This is a genomic window from Vibrio nitrifigilis (assembly GCF_015686695.1).
Taxonomy (GTDB): Bacteria; Pseudomonadota; Gammaproteobacteria; order Enterobacterales; family Vibrionaceae; genus Vibrio; species Vibrio nitrifigilis.
Genome location: NZ_JADPMR010000004.1, coordinates 1,704,218 through 1,724,641, shown reverse-complemented (window position 1 = coordinate 1,724,641; position 20,424 = coordinate 1,704,218). Strand labels below are relative to the sequence as shown.

Below are 20,424 nucleotides of genomic sequence, written 5' to 3'. Positions count from 1 at the left end.
TCTCCATCGATGTTTTTAATCAGAGAGAAAAGGCGAGGGTTTACCCCCCTCGCGCAAGGTGAAATCACTTTTTGATCCAAGTGTCACGTAATGAGCTAGATAACCCATTCGCAGTGGTGATTAAATTTTGGTATTTGCAGTTGTAGATCGTTGGGAAGCTCAGATCGAGTAACCAAGCGACCGGAACATCTTGCTGCAACTTAGCTTGAATGGTGTCGTAAATCTTCTGCCGCTCTGAAGCAGGGAAAGCCACTGATGCCTGATCGAATAATTTATCCATTTTCGGATTGTTATACCCTTCTACATTCGTCCACGGTGAACCTTTCGGAATTTGTGTAGAGCGATAGTTACGTTCTACACCAATCGCTGGATCGCCATTTTGATACATGTAGGTAAAGGCAATATCGTAATCTCGGTTAGAGGTCCGTTGGTTCCATCCAGCAACATCGGTAGCCTCGATAGAGACGGGAATGCCCACTTCTTCAAGATTCTGTTTGACCGCTTCTGCCCAGCGCTGCCACGTTTCACCATATGGAAGTGGTAATAAACGAAGTGGTTTTTTACCTTTATAACCAATCTCTTTCAGCAACGCTTTTGCCTTCGCAGGATCATAATCGTATTCAGGTTTTTGCTCACTGTAGAAAGGTAACCGTTGTGAGAATGGACCTGTCGCAATTTTTGCATACCCATTCCAAAGCACATCACGCGCAAACTGACGATTCAGCGCATACATAATTGCCTTGCGGAATTTTGGATTATTCATCGGCGCTTCGGCATTGTTTAACCACAACCAAGAGAGCGGTGAATTATATTCCCACCCTTTTTCCGTTAAACAGCTATTGGGTAATTTAGACAAGCGATCAATATCAAAATTCTCAACCGTTCCGCCTGGAAGTACATTCAAAACACCATTTTCATACGCAACAGATCGTGATGCAGAATCAGGAATAACGTGATAAATCACCTGATCCAGATAAGGTTTACCCGGTAAGTAATAATCTTTGTTTTTTACCAGCTTGATGTAATTACCATGCTTCCACTCAGCAAATTTAAACGGCCCAGTACCTATCGGTGTTTTATTATGTGGGTTGGTATAATAATCTGTTCCAGCATATAGATGCTTTGGAATAATTGGCATTTTGGCAAAACTGAATGTACGAATAAATGCTTCAAATGGCGCCTTTAACTTAAATACCACCGTGTATTTATCTGGAGCAGTGACCGATTTTACATGCTTCATAATAAGACGCTGTGAAGGAAGCGTTTTTAACAATAGATCCTTAACACTGAATAGCACATCATCGGACGTCATAGGAACGCCATCATGGAACTTAACGTTCTCATGGAGATGGAAAGTATAAGTTAATCCATCCGGTGATATTTCCCAGGATTTCGCCAGTGAAGGTTGAGGATGCAATTTATCATCGTATCGCAATAAACCTTCATAAATATTTCCTGCAACCAACTGTGCTGAGGCATTGCTGATCACCCCTAACATTAACGCCGGCGGCTCTGGGTTCACGGTTAGATCGATTTTGCCTCCTTCCGTCGGCGCTGCCTGTACAGAATTCACTGCCCAAACTGACAGTAATATCGCTGCGATCGTTGAGCGCCAAGGTTTTTGTCGCGTATTTTTCTTGGCGAGTGCCACTGTCTTAGAAACAACAGAACGTTTTGGTGGGCATGATTTAATTGTATCTTCCATGCGAGGTTTTAGAGCGGTTCTCAGAGAAAAGAACTTAGTCATACAACACATCCTTGTGATTGTTATTTAACCGATATATTGATATATACCATGTAAAACAAAGATTACAAGACCCGACTAAGTAATGATGCGTTGATTTCTTTTTAAGCAGAAAAGAGCATGTTCTGGTTAAAAAGGAATCAGTGGCGGTATCTGTGGGTGATATTTGATAACACAAGAAGAAAATGATGGTTTTAAACCAACAATACAGATAGAACGCTAATTTTCCTTCGCGTTAGAAAATAGTGCAAAATATTAAATTCAGCATAAAAAACTGGAACGAGTATAGATGTTGTGAACGAAGAGACAGGGAAAAATATTACCGAGGTAGATAATGTATTGAGCTTAATAATTTTCTTATTAATCTCAATACATCAATAAAAAGGTTAATGTTAAGAATAAGGCGTGCGTAGTGCACTGAGAATATCCATATCCTCCTCTTGAATAATAATATTGGGGTTTTCTTCCATCACAAGAGAAAGCATACGAGCAATATCATCTAAATGGCTGCGCATCAATTGGCAAGACAGCTCTTCATCATGATTGCGAATTGCATTATATATTGCCTGATGTTCATCCACCATCGCATCAAAGTAACCAGACTGAGGAAAGGCCCGATATCGCACACGATCAAGTTGACCTATTGAGTTATGAATCGTGCGCCAAACATTAGGGAATCCAGCCACTTTACAGATTAATTGGTGAAAAGAATTGTCGATAGAAAATGCTTCGTCGTAATCCTGTCGCTTTGCTGCATCAGATTGAAGATACATAATCAAATCAAATTCTTTTTCAAATTCAGCAAGATAAGTTCGAGCAGCTAAGCGTGCCATGCGCAATTCAAGGCTAGATCTCACAATTTGCCCTTCGATGACACTGCGCACCGAAATCTTACTAACAAAAGTTCCCTCACCAGGAATCACATTCACTAAACCTTCTTGAGATAAGCGCAGAACCGCTTCTCTCACAGGGGTTCTTGATATGTTGTATTGTGCACAAATTTCTTTCTCGCTTAGCGTCTTCCCTGGCTCAAGAGACATGGTGATAATAGCTTTACGAATTGCGTTATAAGCGAATACTGCCTTGGGTTGATTGTTGCTAGACTCTTGTGAGTCAGACCATTTTTTATACGAATTCACCCGTTATGTTCTCCTTAACCTGAAGGCTTACAACCAGTTTGAACAATCTATGAAGAAAGCTCATTAGACATAAATAAAAATAATAAAAAAAGGATTAATATAACAGAATGCAACACTGATCTTGGTTGATTATTCTATCGAAATACTTTTAGTTTATTATTTAGAGACAGTTAAAACATATATAATAAGTAACAGTTCCGTTGTTTTTCATCATTGTTTTAACTCAATACACTGTAAGACAGTAATCTGAAAAAGATCAAAAGAAAATATTTAAAGTTTATTTTAATCAATATGATATACGATTTTCAACGTAGAATGACTCTGTCTTAAAATCATTGCCTTACCTAAGAGAAAAACAATTCTCGCTAAAACAGCATCTTGAGATTACTTGGGTATATTCGATTAACCAGCTCGGTAATCACTAATATTAAACGTTGTGATTATGTCTCACCGAGCCAGTTATCTGAATAACACTAAAACGGAAATACCGTCGTCATCGGTTGTGCTAACAGGTCTGCGAGAATCACTAGCGCTTGGCGTAGCCCTTCATCGGTTGCCACCGACATGAGCGAAAGTCGTATATGGTGGTTGGTTGAATTGGGAGCATTAAAGTACCCTCCACTACTCACAAGGACACCACGATTTTTGGCCTCTATGACAAAACGCTCTTGATTCCAATGCTCTGGCAGAGGTAACCAAATATGGAATCCATCATGACTGGTGTGCGCTTGAGGTAATAACTCACGGGCAATCGTTTGACGCTGAGAGGCTATCTCACGTTGTTGCTCCGCCAAACTAAATGCCTCACCCGATTCGATCATCACAGTCGCAGCGGCATAGTTGATTGGCGCAGATAACCATATATTGGTACGAATGTAGGCTTCAATATGAGCAATTTGGCTCTCGGGGATTTTAATAAATCCACAACGTAATGCAGGGCTAATCGCTTTCGATAAACTCGTAATATGAAAGCCACGCTCCGGTACAAAATTGGTGATAGCACTGATAGGCTCTTGATGCAAAAAGCCATAAATATCATCTTCTAACAACCATACTTGGTGCTTAGCAATGATATTGGCAATCTGTTTACGTCTCTCAAGCGGCATGGTTACACCAGTGGGATTTTGATGTGACGGCACAATCACCACCAGCTTAGGTTGATGCTGCTCAATCACCTGAGTCAACCCTTGCACAGTGACTCCTTGATCGTCCATCGGAATTCCGACAACTTGACGCTCAGCCAGTCCGGCAATCGCCATGATTCCTGGATACGTCATGGTTTCTACTGCTATCGTATCGCCGGGTTTCGTTAAGGCATTAATCAACAAAGATAAGCCATGCTGCGCGCCATCCACAAGCAACGTATTGTGTGGCTGCCCACCTTCTAAACCGTAATGTTTAGCCCACTTAACACCTGTGGCTCGGTGTTTTTCGTGACCAGAATGTTCGGTATAACCAATCATATCTAGCGGTAAAGAGCGAGTAGCCACTTGGAAAGCTTGGCTGATTGCATTGAGGTTGTAATGTAAACAGGGCTGCAAAATGGACAGGTTATAATCTTTTCCCTCATCCGTTGGGTGAATCACATCACTCAACGAATTGGACGCACACACAAACGTACCACGCCCCACATGAGAATACACCCGCCCATTGTCGGTAAGGAGTTGATAAGCCTTCGACACAGTGACTGGAGTCGTCTCTAGCTCATCCGCTAACTGGCGATGAGTCGGCAATTTACTTTCTGCTGGATACTCTCCAGCATCCATTCTTTGCTCAATAATACGGGCAATTTGTCTGTATTTGGCTTCACTCACCGCTATCACTCCAGCATGCTTATCTGTTATCAACATAAGCTAGTTTATGATCAAAACCAAAAAATTGAAATAATCAAATTTTAATCATTGACATATATCAATAATTGTTATTATTGTAATAGCACGCTCACTAAGAGATGATTGGATATTAAGACGCTATATTTGTCCAAAACATCAACAACTCTCAATATTGACATAGTTTAATTAGGTCAATCTGACAAAAAGGAATATGCACATGACTATTAACAACGTTGCGTTTATCGGCCTTGGAGTAATGGGTTACCCAATGGCAGGACACCTAGCCAAAGCCGGTTTTAGCACCCAAGTCTATAACCGCACCACCAGTAAAGGTGAACAGTGGGCCCAAGAGTTCTCTGGTTCATACCATACAACACCATATTCAGCCACCAAAGGGGCTCAAGTGGTTGCGATGTGTGTGGGTAACGATAATGATGTGCGCAGCGTTGTTTACGGTGATGATGGCGTGTTGGCTGCAATGGAAGCAGGCTCGACCTTGATTGATCACACCACTACTTCGGCAGAACTAGCAGAAGAGCTTGCCAAGAAAAAGGGGTGAAATTTATCGATGCGCCAGTATCCGGTGGACAAGCTGGCGCTGAAAACGGCGTTTTAACCGTCATGTGTGGCGCAGAACCCAGTGTGTTTGAAGCAGCATTACCAGTGATGAAAAGCTACGCTAAGCAAGTCACTTTGATTGGTAAAAATGGTCAGGGCCAGCGTTGTAAAATGGTAAACCAAATCTGTATTGCTGGGATCCTACAAGGGCTTAGTGAGGCGTTAATGGTTGCGCAAGAAGCCGATCTCGATATTGGTCTCGTTGTCGATACACTCAAACTCGGCGCTGCAGGTTCATGGCAAATGGAAAATCGCGCCGTCACGATGGCACAAGATAAGTTTGACTTTGGTTTTGCTATTGATTGGATGCGCAAAGACTTAGGTATCTGCCTTGATGAAGCCAAACGCAACGGCCTATCACTGCCTATGACCGAAGAAGTCGATCAACGCTATGCAAAACTGCAAGAAAAAGGCTTGGGCCGTATGGACACCTCTGTACTGATCAAATCTTACGAAGAATAACCTGTTAAATGGCCGGCTATGACTAATAGCCGGCCATTAGTCGATGAAGTCATCACGCACTGTCGTTTAACATTTAACGAACGCTTTCTCTTTCGCGAGTAAAAACGGGTTGTAGTAAGCGACGGAATCATTCATCAACAGCACGTCATCACTAAGCTGGATATTCAATTGCTCCAACATATATTGCCGACGTACCGCAAACACCTCATGAAGTTCTGGGTAGTCTGCTTTGATCTGTGCTTTTAACATCTCATCTGCGAGCACGACTCCACTTTCACAACTCGTTCCTGCATAGCCACTGCGCCCCGGAATAATATCGATTTGCAGCATCATGCCACTTTTGAGTGTCTCTTTAGAGTCAGGATAAATCGGCGACGACATCCACTCCTCATCGGCCACCAAGTGTCCCGGATTGAGACTCCAGTTATATTCCGCTTTAGGTAGCACCTCTTCCACAATATTGTAGAGCTCACTCCCAGCCATACCTATTCGAATATTCTCAAGCCAAGTGACCACAGCGGCAAAGTAAGGCTTTGCCAAAACGTCTAAGTAATCGCTATGCTCAGGTGGTAATTCATCACAACCACTCACTGCATAACCCGCTCGTGAGGATAATCCCCCCTTATAACCAACCGTTAATGACATTGGATCGCCCAAAGACACGGTTTTCTGGGTTGGATAAAGATTAGCTTTTTCGAATCGAGCTCCCGTAGCGGCAATGCTCACCACACTATGTGGCTGACCATACAAGCTTAATTCATTACCTATGCTCATCTCAGAGGTGCCAATAGCCACCTTATCAATAGCGCTCATAATGGCCTGATTGGCTAATTGAGCGCCAAATTCATAATGGGCAATTTCATTGGCATTTGTCGTGGTCCTTGCGCCTTGGTCAGCACCAATCAACAAATCCGTGCGGTTAGAAAGATAAGACGCTCCCACGACATTTCTTAAGGCATCAACTAAAAAATACGGTGAATCAAATAGCTGCTGATTATCCGCAACACTGCTGGTGAACATTTTCCATCCCACCAGCGCCGTGTTCATTTCTGGCGTTAATCCCGCGGCTTTAAAGTACTCTTCAATCGGCGCGTCATTTTGCATGGGTTGATTAGGTAAAGAAAGGAACGGTACATGAATCGCTTCTGCGGCCAATCTCGCTTTACTGGCTTTATTAAGATTTTCATTGCCTAACAGTAGGAATGCGCGGCCATCTTGATGTAATACCAATAGGCCTTCTTCAAAGCGAGTTAAGAAACCGGTCAAATATTCAAAATTTGCCCCGTGTTCTAAATCACCATAAATCACCATGCACTCAATACCTTCACTTTTCATTAAGGTCAACACTTTCTCTTTGCGTGCTTGCATGGTCTCATCGGTTAGCATGACAGGCTCTAATGAACGAGCCTGTTGCAACGGCTTGAGCTCTTTCAGAGCGATATTTTCTTTGGAGGTTAGAATCATCATATCCTCATGATTTAAATGCCCATTCCATGGGCACTACGGCTTAAAATTGGTCAATCGGGAACATTGGGCGATCAATCAGTCTAAATGGCAATTTTTCTGCGACTTGGTACGTCGTTCCATTGGTTAAACTCATGATGCTCATATCCGCAATTGCATTGATTTCTGGGAAAATATAACCCTGTTTTACGATCACAATATCATATTGATAAGGGTCGACCTGCGCCGCTTCATATTGGTGAAGCTCGGCAAAACTGATACCCACATTAGCGACCATGACATCAATCGGAGCACCATCGATAGCAACCGTCACAACATCACCAAATTTGCGTTTTACACCCAAAATATTATGCACAATACCCATTCGTTTTATTGTGCCAGACAACTCAACGGGTTGACTTAACTCATCAATATTTTGCCCAACGGTAAACGTCACTTTGTCACCTTCAGACTGTTTTAGCAATTCTCGGGTTGCATTAGGATCATTGATGGTGGCAAAGAGAATCTTTTTATCTTGGTAATCACTTGCTGCAAGAAACTGGCGCAAAATGTAGGTATTGGCTCCTGTTGCTCCCGATGTGGTGTTGTCCCCCGAATCGGTGATAAACACACGCCCTTGAGCAAAATCTAGTGCAGTGGTGAGCGCCTCTTCAGGCTCTAAAGCATTACCGTGAAAATGGAACTCATGACGCTTATCCATTACGTAATTGGCCAACATGTCCGCCACTTCATTGGCGTATTCACTGTATTCTTTCGAACTTGGTACGACCACAATCGAACAACCAATATTTTGCGAATCGTGGCGAATATAGCCCACATGCCAAGAAGCAGACATAATGCGTTCATCTTGCTCTACTTTGTCTAACAGTTGGTTAATTGAACGCACAGGCTCATCAGTACTCACTGAACGCTCACCACCTAAAATTAATGGCAGCTTGCGATACACGGCATTGGTTTTGCGATTATCCTTAATTAAATCGATCAGTAATTGAGCCACGTATTGGTGAGTTGGGTACATATCTGTATGGGGAGATTCACGGTAGCTACGCAAAATCGTAGCGCTTTCACAGTAGTCTTGATTGAGGTTACCATGTGGATCGACCACGATAGCGACAGGGAAATACGGCCCCATGATGTCACGAATTTTACTCAAGATAAGTGGTTCACCACTGCTACCCGGTAAATCTTGGATTTTGCTCGCACCATGCAGCAACAGCAAAATACCATCAATATCATTACGGTATTTGTTCACGTCAGTAATGAGGCGATTCAATATGTACTCAAACGCATGCTTTTCTACAGGGCCAGATGTGTGTCCATTCGCGTAGATTGAGCCAATCGCCTCCACATCATTTTCTTTAAACACATCACGTAAATGCATCAAATCTTGTACTTCATCGCCATAACCCAAAATGAAGTTTTTTAGTTCACCCAAGTATGGGACGTGTTCATTCGATTCGCTGGTGAAATGGCCAATAAGAATTTTCATAACATTTCCTTGTAGATCAATTCGATTAGTCGATGGTGAGCTGAGTTTTCATCAGCACTAACTTGGTTGCGATAAACGCAGAAATAATGGTGACAATGGCTACGATGAAAGAGACCACCAAGTTATACATAGAACCATCAGGGTTTAAGAAAAATAGGAATGTGAGTAGTCCAGGACAACCACCTTGCACATAGTTCACCATGCCAAGAATGCCTGCAGTTAAACCACCACATACAGCACCAATCGCAGTACCCACTAAAACGATTGGACGAGAAATTAATGCACCGTAGAAGGCGGGCTCAGTCACGCCACATAGCGCAGTGAAACCAAAGGAAGTGATCATCCCTTTCTTCTCTTTATTTTTGCGCACAGACAGAGCAATAGCGACCGCAGTAGCCCCGATACTTAAGTTAGATACAAATCCAGCAGTTAATGTTAGAGGATCATAACCAAGCGTCGCGATCAAGTTGATCCCAACTGGCGCTAAGGCTTTATCGAGCCCCAGCATCACCATGTAGGGGTAAATGACGGATAGCACTACCATTGCTACGGCTCCGGCAGAATGCATCAACCATAACAGGCCATTGGAGAACCCGTGACTGAGTTCCGTTCCAATCGGGCCAAGGATAATCAGTGTGACAGGAACAGTAATGGAAATCGTCAGCAATGGTTTTAAGAAATAGGTCACCGCTTCTGGAATAATTTTGCTTAGTACACGATCAACACCGAACATAAACAAACAGCCAAAAATCACGGGCATCACGCTACTAGCATAATTCACCTTTGGAATATCAAAGCCAAACATTGATAATCCATCAACATTTGAAATCGCGGGGCTGACCAATAAACACCCTAACAGTGCGCCTAATACGGGTTGTAGCTTTAATGTTTTCGCTGCATTAAATCCAATGTAGATAGGTAAAAAAGCAAAAGCGGCTTGGAAAATGGCCAACATAATATGAGCGGTACCACCTTCGACGGAGATACCAAAGTAGTTGATCATTAAATTTCGGAAAGAAAGGATTAAACCACCAATAATAAGAGCAGGAATCATTGGCATAAATACAGAGGCACAAAAGTTACCAAATGCATTCACATAATATAGGGTATCTTTATTTAATTCATCACTTGTATCAATATTACTGTTATTATCACTTTCAATATTATGAGTTGGAGATGCTTTTTTAATAACTTCCATTAAGTCGTTATAAGCTTCGCCCACTTTAGGGCCAATAATAACTTGAATACCACCTTGTTTACTGACAAAACCGACAACGCTGTCTGCATTTTTTATCTTATCTTCGTTAACTAGATTCTTGTTTTTATAGCTGATTCTTAACCTTGTTGCACAGTGGGTTATATTATTAATATTATCAGCACCACCAAGATTTTCTAGTATGGTTTCAGACATATTGATAAAGTTCATAGATCACGATTCCTTATGATTCTTAGCTGAAGCAACTCCTTGTCGCTTACAATGCTGTACACAAACTTTTTAACTTCAAATAGATAAATACATAAAACTAATGAATTAAATTCTTATTTAACCAATCCATTATTAATGGATAAACCCACTCCCTTTCATCATGTGAAATATTCTATTCCTTTATTGTTATCACTATATTTTTTCATCTTCAACATGAATTTTGTTATTGAACAATAATATTTAAAAACAGGGACAGCAATATAAAACACTGTTATAAACAAAAGACTAAAAACAAATAAAAAACCTACGATTTAGTTTCATAAACTAAATTATTAGAATATAAATATATAGATAACTAGATTAAATTTAAATATCAGAACATTACACTTTAGATATGTGTCGATTTTATATATTTATTAAATATAAAATCGACAGTAGAAATCAGAAGTTATCATTATTAAATAAATAGTATGACAAATCATCACAACGTTATGATGATTTATGTAGCATTAAATAATCTCACCGCGATTAAATACTCCGAACAAAATACTTCATCTATTTCCATTAGTTTTATTTATGCACAAACTTGGTTGGTTAATTTGCACTTATTAAGTTCTCGATAAATATGACTCTGTAGCACCTTGTACAATGCCTTGATAGCAAAAGGCCGTGGCTGAATACTCAACCACGGCTCGTCATCCATTCCACCATTGTTTAAGCGGTGACGTATTTTCTTTTAGCAGAGCACACAACACGTATTGCCAGTAAACCTAATCCCAAGATGAGAATTGATGAAGGTTCTGGCACCTGACTCACGCTTGTTGAGGTTAACGAACTCACACTTAACGTGGTCACCGATGAACTCAATGTCGCATCAGTACTAACATTCAACACGTAGGACTTGTCATTTAATCCATACGGAATGCTGGTAGCAGGAACACTACGAAAGTAAGAGTTCATGACCAAAATATAGTCACCCGCATCTAAAGTGACGCCAATCTCTTCAAGAAAGAAGCTATCATCATCAGCCCAAAGAGAATCACAACCAACTGAAGAAGCATCTAGGTCAGTACATCCCGTACCGATATTAGTCCAAATTTCAACACCAGAAGTGCTGTATAGCGTTAGCATGGACCCAAATGCATTATCAATATCAAACCACCAGTTACTCCCTGATTCAGGGTTAGTAAAACTATAAAAATCGACAAAGTTATCGAGATCACCACTGATAGACACCCAAGACCAACCACTATCGGAGCCTATTACCCCTTCTTGAACACCAGTAGAGAATGAGCTATCCAGATTCAAAGCCTTTTTCTCGATGTTGTTATAGTGAACATCAGAGATAAATGACGCGTGAGTCAATGGCGCAACAACAGTTAACAACAATAATACAACTAACTTTACCATTAATAATTTCCTGCCATTAAGTGCGGACAGTGCTGTAATGCTAAATACATGCCATGTTTTAATCCTTTGTTTTTAATTGAAATTATCCAGATAAACACCTCTATCATTCAAGTGTGTAAAATTCTCTGACAATCTATCGTTTTAATCGTATGTCTGTATCCAACAAACCCTGTCTTTTTATGCCATAGGTTTAGTATAAAATCTGAGTGACTTCACGTATAAATCTCGGTATTTACACTTCAAAGATCCAAAATATCGCAATGCATCCCGATGCTATTCAAATAGTTAGCCACAATCGCTAGATACTTTTACCGCTCACCGTTTCAATAAAGCAGATCATACATAACCATCGGATTTAATTATTAATAAACTTTTTATGGAAACAAAACACGTAACTTCCTAGAACAGCGCTTAATGTTCTAACAACCTAGGTACCTGTAAGCTACAGTGTAAAAAAGTCAGACAATGGCGATGAGACACGAGTCAAAAAATCTAACACTTTAAATCAACGACGGATGAATCAATAAGAAAGACCAAGGTTACAGGTCTATCAATATCAATAAGATACGATCTAATAAGCCAATAATGATCGAGCAAATATGGGAGTATACGGATGTAAAAAATACTGACAGCTGAAAGTCGAACACCTAGTGAAATCAATTTCGGCAGAGAATAAGAAACATGACTTAGAGGGAAAATGGTAGGCCGTGCGGGGTTCGAACCCGCGACCGATTGATTAAGAGTCAACTACTCTACCAACTGAGTTAACGGCCTAGTATGGAATAGATAACTATTTATCAAATTATCTATTTAAAACAAGCAGGTAGAACTCGACTATGCGGCGCCACTCAGCTCATGACGAAAGAAAATAGACCTCTCGAAAGCCGCTGTCAAGCATCTAAGTAAAAAAGATAAGTATTTGTTGTATCAAGAGAAATTAACTATTGGTTATTAAAAAGCCATAGGTAAAAGCTTGCATAAAGTTTGGCATTAATACGTTTACTCATATTTAATTCATCTGACATGCCGATAAGTTGCTGTTTTCAAAATCTTGCACTGCAAAATCAATCAAAGTTCTTACCTTTTTCGGGACCACTTTCCCATTCAGATATGCAGCACAAAGAGGGAGAGTTTTCATTGAGTAATCAGAAAGTAATCGTACTAGGTTACCATTTTCTTCATCACGATATTTCTGTAACACAAAACTGGGACATAACGCGATACCTAAACCGTTCTGTGCCCAATCTTTTGCGATACGAGCATTGTTAACCGTAAAGTTGCGCGCTGGATGAAATACAGACTCTTGACCATCTTTGCAAAACACCCATCGGTTAGCCTCGCGCATATTGGTATCTAGAATACAGGTGTGATGGACAAGATCGTCGGGAGAACGAGGTTCTCCATGTTGTTCCAGATAGCTTTGCCCAGCAATCAGCACACTAGTAATCGTGCCCAACTTACGCACTTTTAGTGTGTTTAGATCCGGCTTCCCAATGCGAAAAGCAATATCAAAACCCTCAGCCGCTAAGTCCACATGTGAATCACTTAACCTTAAATCGATAGAAAGATTAGGGTGCTGAACCGCAAAACGGCTCAACATCTCATTGATATACATTTCGCCAAAAGTCACTGGAGCTGAAATTCTTAATAATCCTGTTAAACCTTTTGCATCTTCCGACACACTGCCAATCAAGTCATCAAGTTCAGCAAGTAATGCGGGTGCTCGTGCTAATAATTCCTCACCTTGTGGTGTTAAACCCACTTGGCGAGTGGTGCGCTGTAATAATCTTGCACCGATCTTGTCTTCCAGTTGAGCGACATATTTTGAAGTTAAGCGATTAGATATTCCCAACCGATTCGCAGCATCGGTAAATGAGCCTGTTTGCGCCGTAATAACAAACGCTTTTAAACCATCGACTAAATCCATCGCTTACCTCATTAGGAACAAAATGTAGAAAGTTATTCTATATATTCTCCATTGTGTTGAAAAGGCCCGAGAGCAATACTGACATCACAGCGAAACAACATCGCAACTTAATAACTAACAACGAATTGGAGAAATATTATGAACATTGCCATCATCGGTTCAGGTAACATCGGCTCAGGTCTAGCTTTCACTTTTGGTCAAACTGCGTACAGCGTATCTTTGGCTTCACACCATGAAGAATCTGCTCGTCAAGTGGCTAATAAATTAGCTAAAGACAATATCAGTGCTGTCAGCATTGCTGATGCGGTAAAAGGGGCTGATGTCGTTATACTCGCAACACCATATGAAGCAATTAGCAACCTAGCAAGCAGTATTGATTTTTCAGGTAAAGTCGTCGTTGATGTGACTAACCCTGTGAAAGCCGATTTCTCAGGCTTAAGCATTGGTTTTGATACCTCCGCTGCTGAAGAAATCCAAACATTATTGCCAAAAGCAAAAGTAGTAAAAGCATTCAATACCGTCTTCGTACAAGTTTATGAACAAGGTTTAGAATTTGCAGGAAACAAAGCGCAAACATTTGTTGCCGCTGATGACGATGCGGCTAAACAAACCGTACTAACATTGGCTAATGAAGCAGGATTTGATGCAGTGGATGCAGGAGCACTAAGTAATGCGCGTTACCTAGAACCATTGGCTTATATGAATATTCACTTTGGTTACATGCTTGGAAAAGGTACTCAAATCATTCCAGCATGGCTATCTCGCTAATAGCGCTATGATGAAGTAACAAAATAAACAAAGGGCCGAATGGCCCTTTGTTTGAATTCACACTTTGCACTATTCACTCGGTTTTTTGTGCATCTGGCTGATCTTCCCATTTAGGAAACGGTAAACCATGATTACCTTTATAATCAGGTGAGCGTGGCTGCTCCCAACCTTCAAGTAATTCAGAATCGAGAGAGTAAATTTCAATACCTAAGGGGCGGCAAACTTTTAAAGGGTCTTCAGCTTCAGGCCCCCATAAGTGGACCGAAAGATCACCACCAGGGCATGTGGAAATCGCACACAAAAGATCAATCTCAGCAAAGAATTCTAGGTAATCGCCTTTCTTCGCTGGGCTGGCTTTCATGAAATACTGATCGTCACTATTTAGACCGGTACATTGGAATATATTAAGCACGTCATGAACGTCAAATTCAGTTAAACCATAAGGCATAATGGCTCTCGTCAAATTTGAATGGCAATGAAAATCAAAGTCTTCACCTGTCAGCATTTTATTCACGTACGGGTCGCAGCGTGTTCCCAATAAATCATGAATACGCCCACCGTGTTCATCCACACCGTAATCAGCCAAACTATCAGATGTAATGGTTGCCATGGGACGCAAGAATGGAAGATTGGACCACAAGCGATCATAAGTCGACACATGAGCCCCTTGTAACTGGCGGGTTCTTGATGCCCACATTCTTTCTCTCGGATTATGTGCATTCCACATATTGAAATCCCCCACCTGAGCACCTTCCTTGGCTACTACCCGAAAGACGTGTCCTGCTGGTACTTTCCATGCCTGCCCTGTACGAATAGGAACATGTACAGACTTCACTAATGTTCTTTTGCCAGTCTCTGCAGCAATACGCTGATAAAATTCTTTATCGATATTTAGAGCAGACCCTTCTGAAGCCTGATAGGCAGCAGGATAATATTTAGTCATCGTAACTCCTTGTGTGAAAATACACTTAACAACATTTGCTCCGATTGATCTAAGTACTGATTAAGATGTTCGGCAGCTAACTCTCTTTGATTTGAAATAAGGAAATTGAGTAAAGATTGATCTTTCTCTACCCAAGGTTTTTGGAAAAACTCTTCGTCTGGAGCATTGGCAAAAAGCAATCTAAGCTGAGCGATAATCGTTGAGAAAAATAGATCAAATCTCGGACTCCCTATCGCGTTAACAATTGATTGATGAAAGCGTAAGCTGTAAGTGGCAACTTGATTCCAATTATTGTTTTCTGCTGCGCTTTGCATCATTTCTAAGGAATCTTGCATAGAATGAATAATCTCTCGCTTTATGTGTCTCCCACTGTTTATCGCTTGTAATTCCAGAGTTCGACGCACTCGATAGATGTCCTTGACATCAGCTCTCGTCATACGTCTTACCGTGACCCCTTTATTTCGTTGGTAATCGACTAATCCTTCACATAAAAGCTGTCTTAAGGCTTCACGTACAGTATTGCGTGATGCACCCAACGTTTCCGCAAGCTCAATTTCCCCTAACGTTTGTCCACCAGTAATTTCCCCAGAAATCATCATATTACGTAATGTATTTGCAATTCGTTCGAAGGCAGGAAGATCCGTTTGGGGACTAGGCATAACGATTTGTTGCATCATTTAACTCCAGGTTATTCGGGATAATTTCTTGGTTTGATAGAAACTTAGATAGTCGCGGGTGTGCTTCGCCAAGCAATTGCTCAGGAGCTCCCGATAGTTGGATTGCACCTTGTTCCATAAATACAACTCGATCTGATACTTTAAAGGCAAACGACATTTCATGAGTGACTATTACCATAGTCATTCCTTCTCGAGCTAATTGCTCAATTACTTTAAGCACCTCTCCAACTAATTCAGGATCAAGCGCCGATGTAGGCTCATCGAATAACATAATATCGGGTTTCATTGCTAATGCCCTCGCAATTGCTACCCTTTGCTGTTGTCCACCTGAAAGCTGATGCGGATACTTATGAGCATGTTCAATTAGCCCCACCTTATCGAGCAAACTAAAGCTGATTTGTTTGATTTCATCTGATGAACCTAATTTGTGATAAAGCGGAGCTAACATGATATTTTCGAGAACTGTTTTATGAGGAAATAAATTAAATCCTTGAAAAACCATACCAATCTTCTGAATATGCTGATAATAATTTTTTCCTATGCGACCATTAGGCGTAGGTTCAAGAAAAGGATTTCCCTCAATCATAATAGCGCCATCATCCAACATTTCTAATCCATTAATAGTTCGAATTAAGGTTGTTTTCCCTGAACCTGAAGGCCCAATAATAGAAATAACTTCTCCATTTTTAACTGCGAGATCAACGCCTTCTAACACTCTTTTTTCACCGTAATATTTATGAACTCCTGTAAGATTCACGATAGGGTATGAGGTAGGATTTATTGTCTGAATAGAAGGAACTTCACTTGTCATTTTAACCAAAGAGCGCTCTTCATCTGTAACCTGCTTAGCCGATTTATTCGTCACATCAAAATAACGTTCTAACCAATGAATAACTCTGTCAAATACAGTAACAATAAGAACATAATAAAAAGCAACAGCACACAGAGTTTCTATTACTTTAAAGTTCTGTGTATAAAGCCTCTGCCCAACCATCAATATTTCGGATAAAGAAATCACTGAAACTAAAGAAGTCAGTTTTACAATAGTGACAAATTCGTTAGATAGTGCTGGCAATGCAATTTTAATCGCTTGGGGAATAACAATAATTCTTTGAATTCCTGAATATTTAATTCCTAATGCTTTACCCGCTTCACGCTGACCTTTGCTTACAGATAACAACCCTCCACGGTGGATTTCTGCAATATAGGCTGTTTCACTTACGATCAAAGCAATTAATCCTGCAACGAAAGGGGAAGAAAGCCATTGAGCGCTCCCCGGTAGTAATAAAGGAGCGTTGTAAATAAAGATAAGTAACACCAAGAGAGGTAAGCTTCTAAATAACCAAATATAAGTACTAGCAAAAAACTGTAATAACTTAAAATGAGATTGCTTACTTAACGCCAACAAAAGCCCAAAGATATTCCCTCCCACCCAAGTGATAATACTCAATTTGACCACCAACACCGATGCTTGCCAAAAATCGACGTTGTGTAGCAACCCGACAAAATAATTCCAGTCAAAGTTCATCACATAGCTCCTTTATACTTCCTGAACTTATTGATTAATTAGTAGGTAATAACTACAGTGTTCCTTTTAATGCAGAATCAATTTCCTGAGCATCCGGTACAGATACGCTATATTGTTTAAGCAATGCCTTGAATTTGTCGGTTTTCTCTACAGCTGCTACTGCATCTTTTAATTTGGTTTCCAATTTACTATTGCCTTTTTTAAGGCCTAATCCCACAACGACCGGATAAACAATTGGACTAGTAATGTGAAGTTTGCCAGATTTATCCGCAGCTTCTTTCGCAACAGCAGCATCCTCTATTTGTGCATCAACCATTCCCGCGATTACTGCTTGGCTGGCTTCTGGTGATGTCGGGAATTCTCGTACATCAATTTTCTCTAACCCCTGCTTAACACATTGATTGGCAGAAACCTGATTTAATTTCTGAATCCAAGCCGCACCTTGAATAGAACTGACTCGTTTTCCGCATAAATCGGTCACATCTTTTGGTTCATAAGTAGATGACAACGGAGCAAGTATCACGCCTCCTGTTTTCATATAAGGGATATAACTAATTTGTTTTGCCCTAGCTGGGGTGACGTATAACGTGGACGCAATGACATCAAATTTATTGAGGTTAATTCCCATAATAAGATTGGCAAAGCGAGTATCCATAAACTTTGGCTCTTCGTTTAACTGCTCAGCTACCATCCTCATGAATTCAGCATCAAACCCAGACGCTTTATGTTTAACCAAATAGTTATATGGTGGGTAGGTTAAGTCAGTACCTATTCGTAAGGTATCAGCAGCATGGGCTGTTATTGCAATCCCCGAGACAGTAAGTACCGACGCTATAGTTATCGTTATCCTTTTTATTCCTTTCATTTTTGGATCCTTCCAAGATTGTTCAACAATAATTGTTCAACAATCACCAAACAAATATCATGCCAATAAATTAAATATTGAAATATCATATTTTTAAATAAATTATATTGATAATTGTATTTTTTATTTGTAGTGACGCACTCTTTCTAACAACTCAATGCACAAATATGATTCAAAAAATGCATTAAATAAGTATTAAAACCACTAAGTCATATAATGAATTAATAAAAAGAATGAATATTTCGTTTTCCCTCCCTATCTCACAACATCACCAGAAGTGGTTTTGTTAAGGTTTGAGTTTTAGCTCATAACTCAATCAATTCAGTGACAAGGAGTTTATCAATGGAATATCGTCAGCTTGGTCATTCTGGCCTGCGAGTATCATCGCTCACATTAGGAACGATGACATTTGGCGGGCAAGGCAAATTTGCTTTAGTGGGTAACACCGAACTTGATGCAGCGAAAGCACAAATTGATTTATGCATGGAAGCGGGCGTTAATTTTTACGATACAGCAGATGTGTACTCTGAGGGGCTTTCTGAGAAAATTTTGGGGCAAGCGTTAAAGCCTTATCGTGACCAAGCACTCATCGCAACAAAAGCGCGATTTCCGATGGGAAAAGAGCCTAACCAAGCAGGCGCGTCTCGATATCATTTAATTAATGCTTGTGAAGCATCGCTCAAACGTTTGGATACCGATCATATCGATTTATATCAAATCCATGAGTGGGATGGTGTTACACCGCTAGAAGAAACCCTTGAAGCAATGGATAGCCTGGTTCGTAGTGGCAAAATTCGTTACTACGGCGTATCGAACTATACTGGCTGGCAGTTGATGAAAACGCTGGGTAGTGCAGCGCAAAATCACTATTTACGCCCTATTACGCAACAGATTCACTACACACTTCAAGCACGAGAAGCGGAATATGAATTGTTACCTATTGCCCAAGACCAAGATGTCGGTGTGTTGGTCTGGAGCCCATTGGCAGGAGGACTGCTATCGGGAAAATACCGCCGTGATCACCAATCACCAGAAGGCTCTCGTCACCTACAAGGCTGGACCGAACCACCAGTATATGACGTTGATAAACTTTACGATATTGTCGACGTTCTCGTTGATATAGCAAAGCAAAAAGAAGTCTCCGCCGCACAAGTTTCTCTCGCTTGGTTACTCAGTAAGCCGAAAGTGAGTTCCGTTATTATAGGGGCTCGAACAGATAAACAATTGCAAGATAACTTACAGGCAGCCAATTTAGTCCTAACTCAAGAAGACATTGAAAAACTAGATAAAGTCAGTCGGCCTCCGCTACTTTATCCCTATTGGCATCAAGCAACCACAGCATCTGAACGCTTATCTTCCATAGATCAACATCTACTACAACCCTATATCGATGAGATGGAAAATCAATAAATTGAATCAGTCATCGAAGCAACTGATAAAAACAGATTGCTTCGGTTGACTATTTTACAAAAGAGCATGACATCTCTAATCACGAATTGTTATTCTGGCTGTTGCAGGGATTGGATTCCCATAACAACTAAAAATTGTATTTGCCGTTCAATGCACAATGCAGCTACCGACTAGATTCAAAGGAGACATCATGAGTGTCGATCGCGTTAAAGAGTTTCTCGCACAGCACGCTAAAGACCTAGAAGTGACCGAATTAAAAGAAAGCACCGCCACCGTGGTTGAAGCCGCGCAAGCCTTTGGTGTTGAGCCCGGCCAAATTGCTAAAACCTTGTCGTTACGTCTTGAAGAAGGCGTAGCTCTTATCGTTATGGCGGGTGATGCTAAGATTCAAAATGGAAAATTCAAACGCCTGTTTGGTATTAAACCTCGAATGCTTAAGGGTGAAGAAGTGGAACCCTTAACCGGTTTTCGCCCAGGCGGCGTGTGCCCATTCACCACTCGTGAAGGGGTAAAAATCTTTTGTGACGAAAGCTTAAAAGCGCACGATTACGTTCTGCCTGCAGGCGGTAATGCGAACTCTGGTGTACGTGTTACGCCGGCTCGTCTTGCTGAAGTATGCCAAGCAGATTGGGTAGATGTGGCGAAAGAGATGGAAACAGAAAGCGCTTAATTCCCCCACTCACTTAATTCTTGTCAAAAGGTAGCCTAGCTTGCTGCCTTTT

The 20,424-nt window shown here is 40.9% G+C and carries 15 protein-coding genes, 1 tRNA gene and 2 pseudogenes; 4 read left to right on the top strand and 14 right to left on the bottom strand.

Features of this window, described 5'->3' with window-relative positions; translation table 11 throughout:
* Positions 1–64 precede the first annotated feature (64 nt).
* The 3 genes from I1A42_RS23955 to I1A42_RS23945 all read right to left on the bottom strand — a co-directional run bounded on the left by I1A42_RS23955 (position 65) and on the right by I1A42_RS23945 (position 4,697).
* Positions 65–1,747, bottom strand: a complete 1,683-nt coding sequence (locus tag I1A42_RS23955) for an ABC transporter substrate-binding protein (RefSeq protein ID WP_230389749.1) — start codon at positions 1,745–1,747, stop codon at positions 65–67.
* Between the two features lie 389 nt (positions 1,748–2,136).
* The gene (locus tag I1A42_RS23950) at positions 2,137–2,883 is read right to left on the bottom strand and encodes a GntR family transcriptional regulator (RefSeq protein ID WP_329604862.1); all 747 of its coding nucleotides are present in this window, start codon (positions 2,881–2,883) and stop codon (positions 2,137–2,139) included.
* Between the two features lie 473 nt (positions 2,884–3,356).
* Complete coding sequence (locus I1A42_RS23945; RefSeq protein WP_196125481.1) at positions 3,357–4,697, bottom strand: aminotransferase-like domain-containing protein; 1,341 nt, start codon at positions 4,695–4,697, stop codon at positions 3,357–3,359.
* A 235-nt stretch (positions 4,698–4,932) separates the two neighbouring features.
* Between I1A42_RS23945 and I1A42_RS23940 the strand changes: the two are divergent.
* A pseudogene (locus I1A42_RS23940) lies at positions 4,933–5,795 on the top strand (NAD(P)-dependent oxidoreductase).
* 66 nt (positions 5,796–5,861) lie between these two features.
* Here the strand turns inward: I1A42_RS23940 and I1A42_RS23935 are convergent.
* The 6 genes from I1A42_RS23935 to I1A42_RS23910 all read right to left on the bottom strand — a co-directional run bounded on the left by I1A42_RS23935 (position 5,862) and on the right by I1A42_RS23910 (position 13,511).
* A complete protein-coding gene (locus I1A42_RS23935) occupies positions 5,862–7,262 on the bottom strand; it encodes a M24 family metallopeptidase (RefSeq protein WP_230389745.1) in 1,401 nt (466 codons plus the stop codon).
* 40 nt (positions 7,263–7,302) lie between these two features.
* Entirely contained in the window at positions 7,303–8,748 is a 1,446-nt protein-coding gene (locus I1A42_RS23930; protein WP_196125478.1) for a M81 family metallopeptidase, read from the bottom strand.
* A 25-nt stretch (positions 8,749–8,773) separates the two neighbouring features.
* On the bottom strand, positions 8,774–10,174 hold the full coding sequence (locus I1A42_RS23925) for a PTS transporter subunit EIIC (RefSeq protein WP_196125476.1): 1,401 nt from the start codon (positions 10,172–10,174) through the stop codon (positions 8,774–8,776).
* Positions 10,175–10,888: 714 nt separating this feature from the next.
* Positions 10,889–11,584, bottom strand: coding sequence for a PEP-CTERM sorting domain-containing protein (locus tag I1A42_RS23920; RefSeq protein ID WP_161158585.1), 696 nt, complete (start codon positions 11,582–11,584; stop codon positions 10,889–10,891).
* 698 nt (positions 11,585–12,282) lie between these two features.
* Positions 12,283–12,358, bottom strand: a tRNA-Lys gene (locus I1A42_RS23915).
* 235 nt (positions 12,359–12,593) lie between these two features.
* Complete coding sequence (locus tag I1A42_RS23910) at positions 12,594–13,511, bottom strand: LysR family transcriptional regulator (protein ID WP_161158584.1); 918 nt, start codon at positions 13,509–13,511, stop codon at positions 12,594–12,596.
* A gap of 138 nt (positions 13,512–13,649) precedes the next feature.
* Here I1A42_RS23910 and I1A42_RS23905 point away from each other — a divergent pair, with 138 nt between their 5' ends.
* Complete coding sequence (locus tag I1A42_RS23905; RefSeq protein WP_196125474.1) at positions 13,650–14,279, top strand: NADPH-dependent F420 reductase; 630 nt, start codon at positions 13,650–13,652, stop codon at positions 14,277–14,279.
* Between the two features lie 73 nt (positions 14,280–14,352).
* On the opposite strand, the gene I1A42_RS23900 is transcribed toward I1A42_RS23905, so the two are convergent.
* The 5 genes and pseudogenes from I1A42_RS23900 to I1A42_RS23885 form a co-directional block, all read right to left on the bottom strand.
* Positions 14,353–15,222, bottom strand: coding sequence for an urea carboxylase-associated family protein (locus I1A42_RS23900; protein WP_196125472.1), 870 nt, complete (start codon positions 15,220–15,222; stop codon positions 14,353–14,355).
* Entirely contained in the window at positions 15,219–15,899 is a 681-nt protein-coding gene (locus tag I1A42_RS23895) for a GntR family transcriptional regulator (protein ID WP_202436571.1), read from the bottom strand. Before I1A42_RS23895 ends, I1A42_RS23900 begins: the two co-directional genes overlap by 4 nt.
* The gene (locus I1A42_RS24920) at positions 15,874–16,659 is read right to left on the bottom strand and encodes an amino acid ABC transporter ATP-binding protein (RefSeq protein ID WP_408063548.1); all 786 of its coding nucleotides are present in this window, start codon (positions 16,657–16,659) and stop codon (positions 15,874–15,876) included. The genes I1A42_RS23895 and I1A42_RS24920 overlap by 26 nt, the downstream gene beginning before the upstream one ends.
* Positions 16,660–16,785: 126 nt before the next feature.
* Positions 16,786–17,427, bottom strand: a pseudogene (locus tag I1A42_RS24915) (amino acid ABC transporter permease); the annotation flags it as partial.
* 52 nt (positions 17,428–17,479) lie between these two features.
* Positions 17,480–18,292 carry an ABC transporter substrate-binding protein gene (locus I1A42_RS23885; RefSeq protein WP_196125468.1) on the bottom strand — a complete coding sequence of 271 codons (813 nt, stop codon included), beginning with the start codon at positions 18,290–18,292 and terminating at the stop codon, positions 17,480–17,482.
* A 342-nt stretch (positions 18,293–18,634) separates the two neighbouring features.
* Between I1A42_RS23885 and I1A42_RS23880 the strand changes: the two genes are divergently transcribed.
* Positions 18,635–19,702 (top strand): aldo/keto reductase, encoded by a 1,068-nt coding sequence (locus I1A42_RS23880; RefSeq protein WP_161158572.1) that lies wholly within the window; start codon positions 18,635–18,637, stop codon positions 19,700–19,702.
* A 190-nt stretch (positions 19,703–19,892) separates the two neighbouring features.
* The gene (locus I1A42_RS23875) at positions 19,893–20,372 is read left to right on the top strand and encodes a YbaK/EbsC family protein (RefSeq protein ID WP_161158573.1); all 480 of its coding nucleotides are present in this window, start codon (positions 19,893–19,895) and stop codon (positions 20,370–20,372) included.
* The last annotated feature ends 52 nt before the right edge of the window (positions 20,373–20,424 follow it).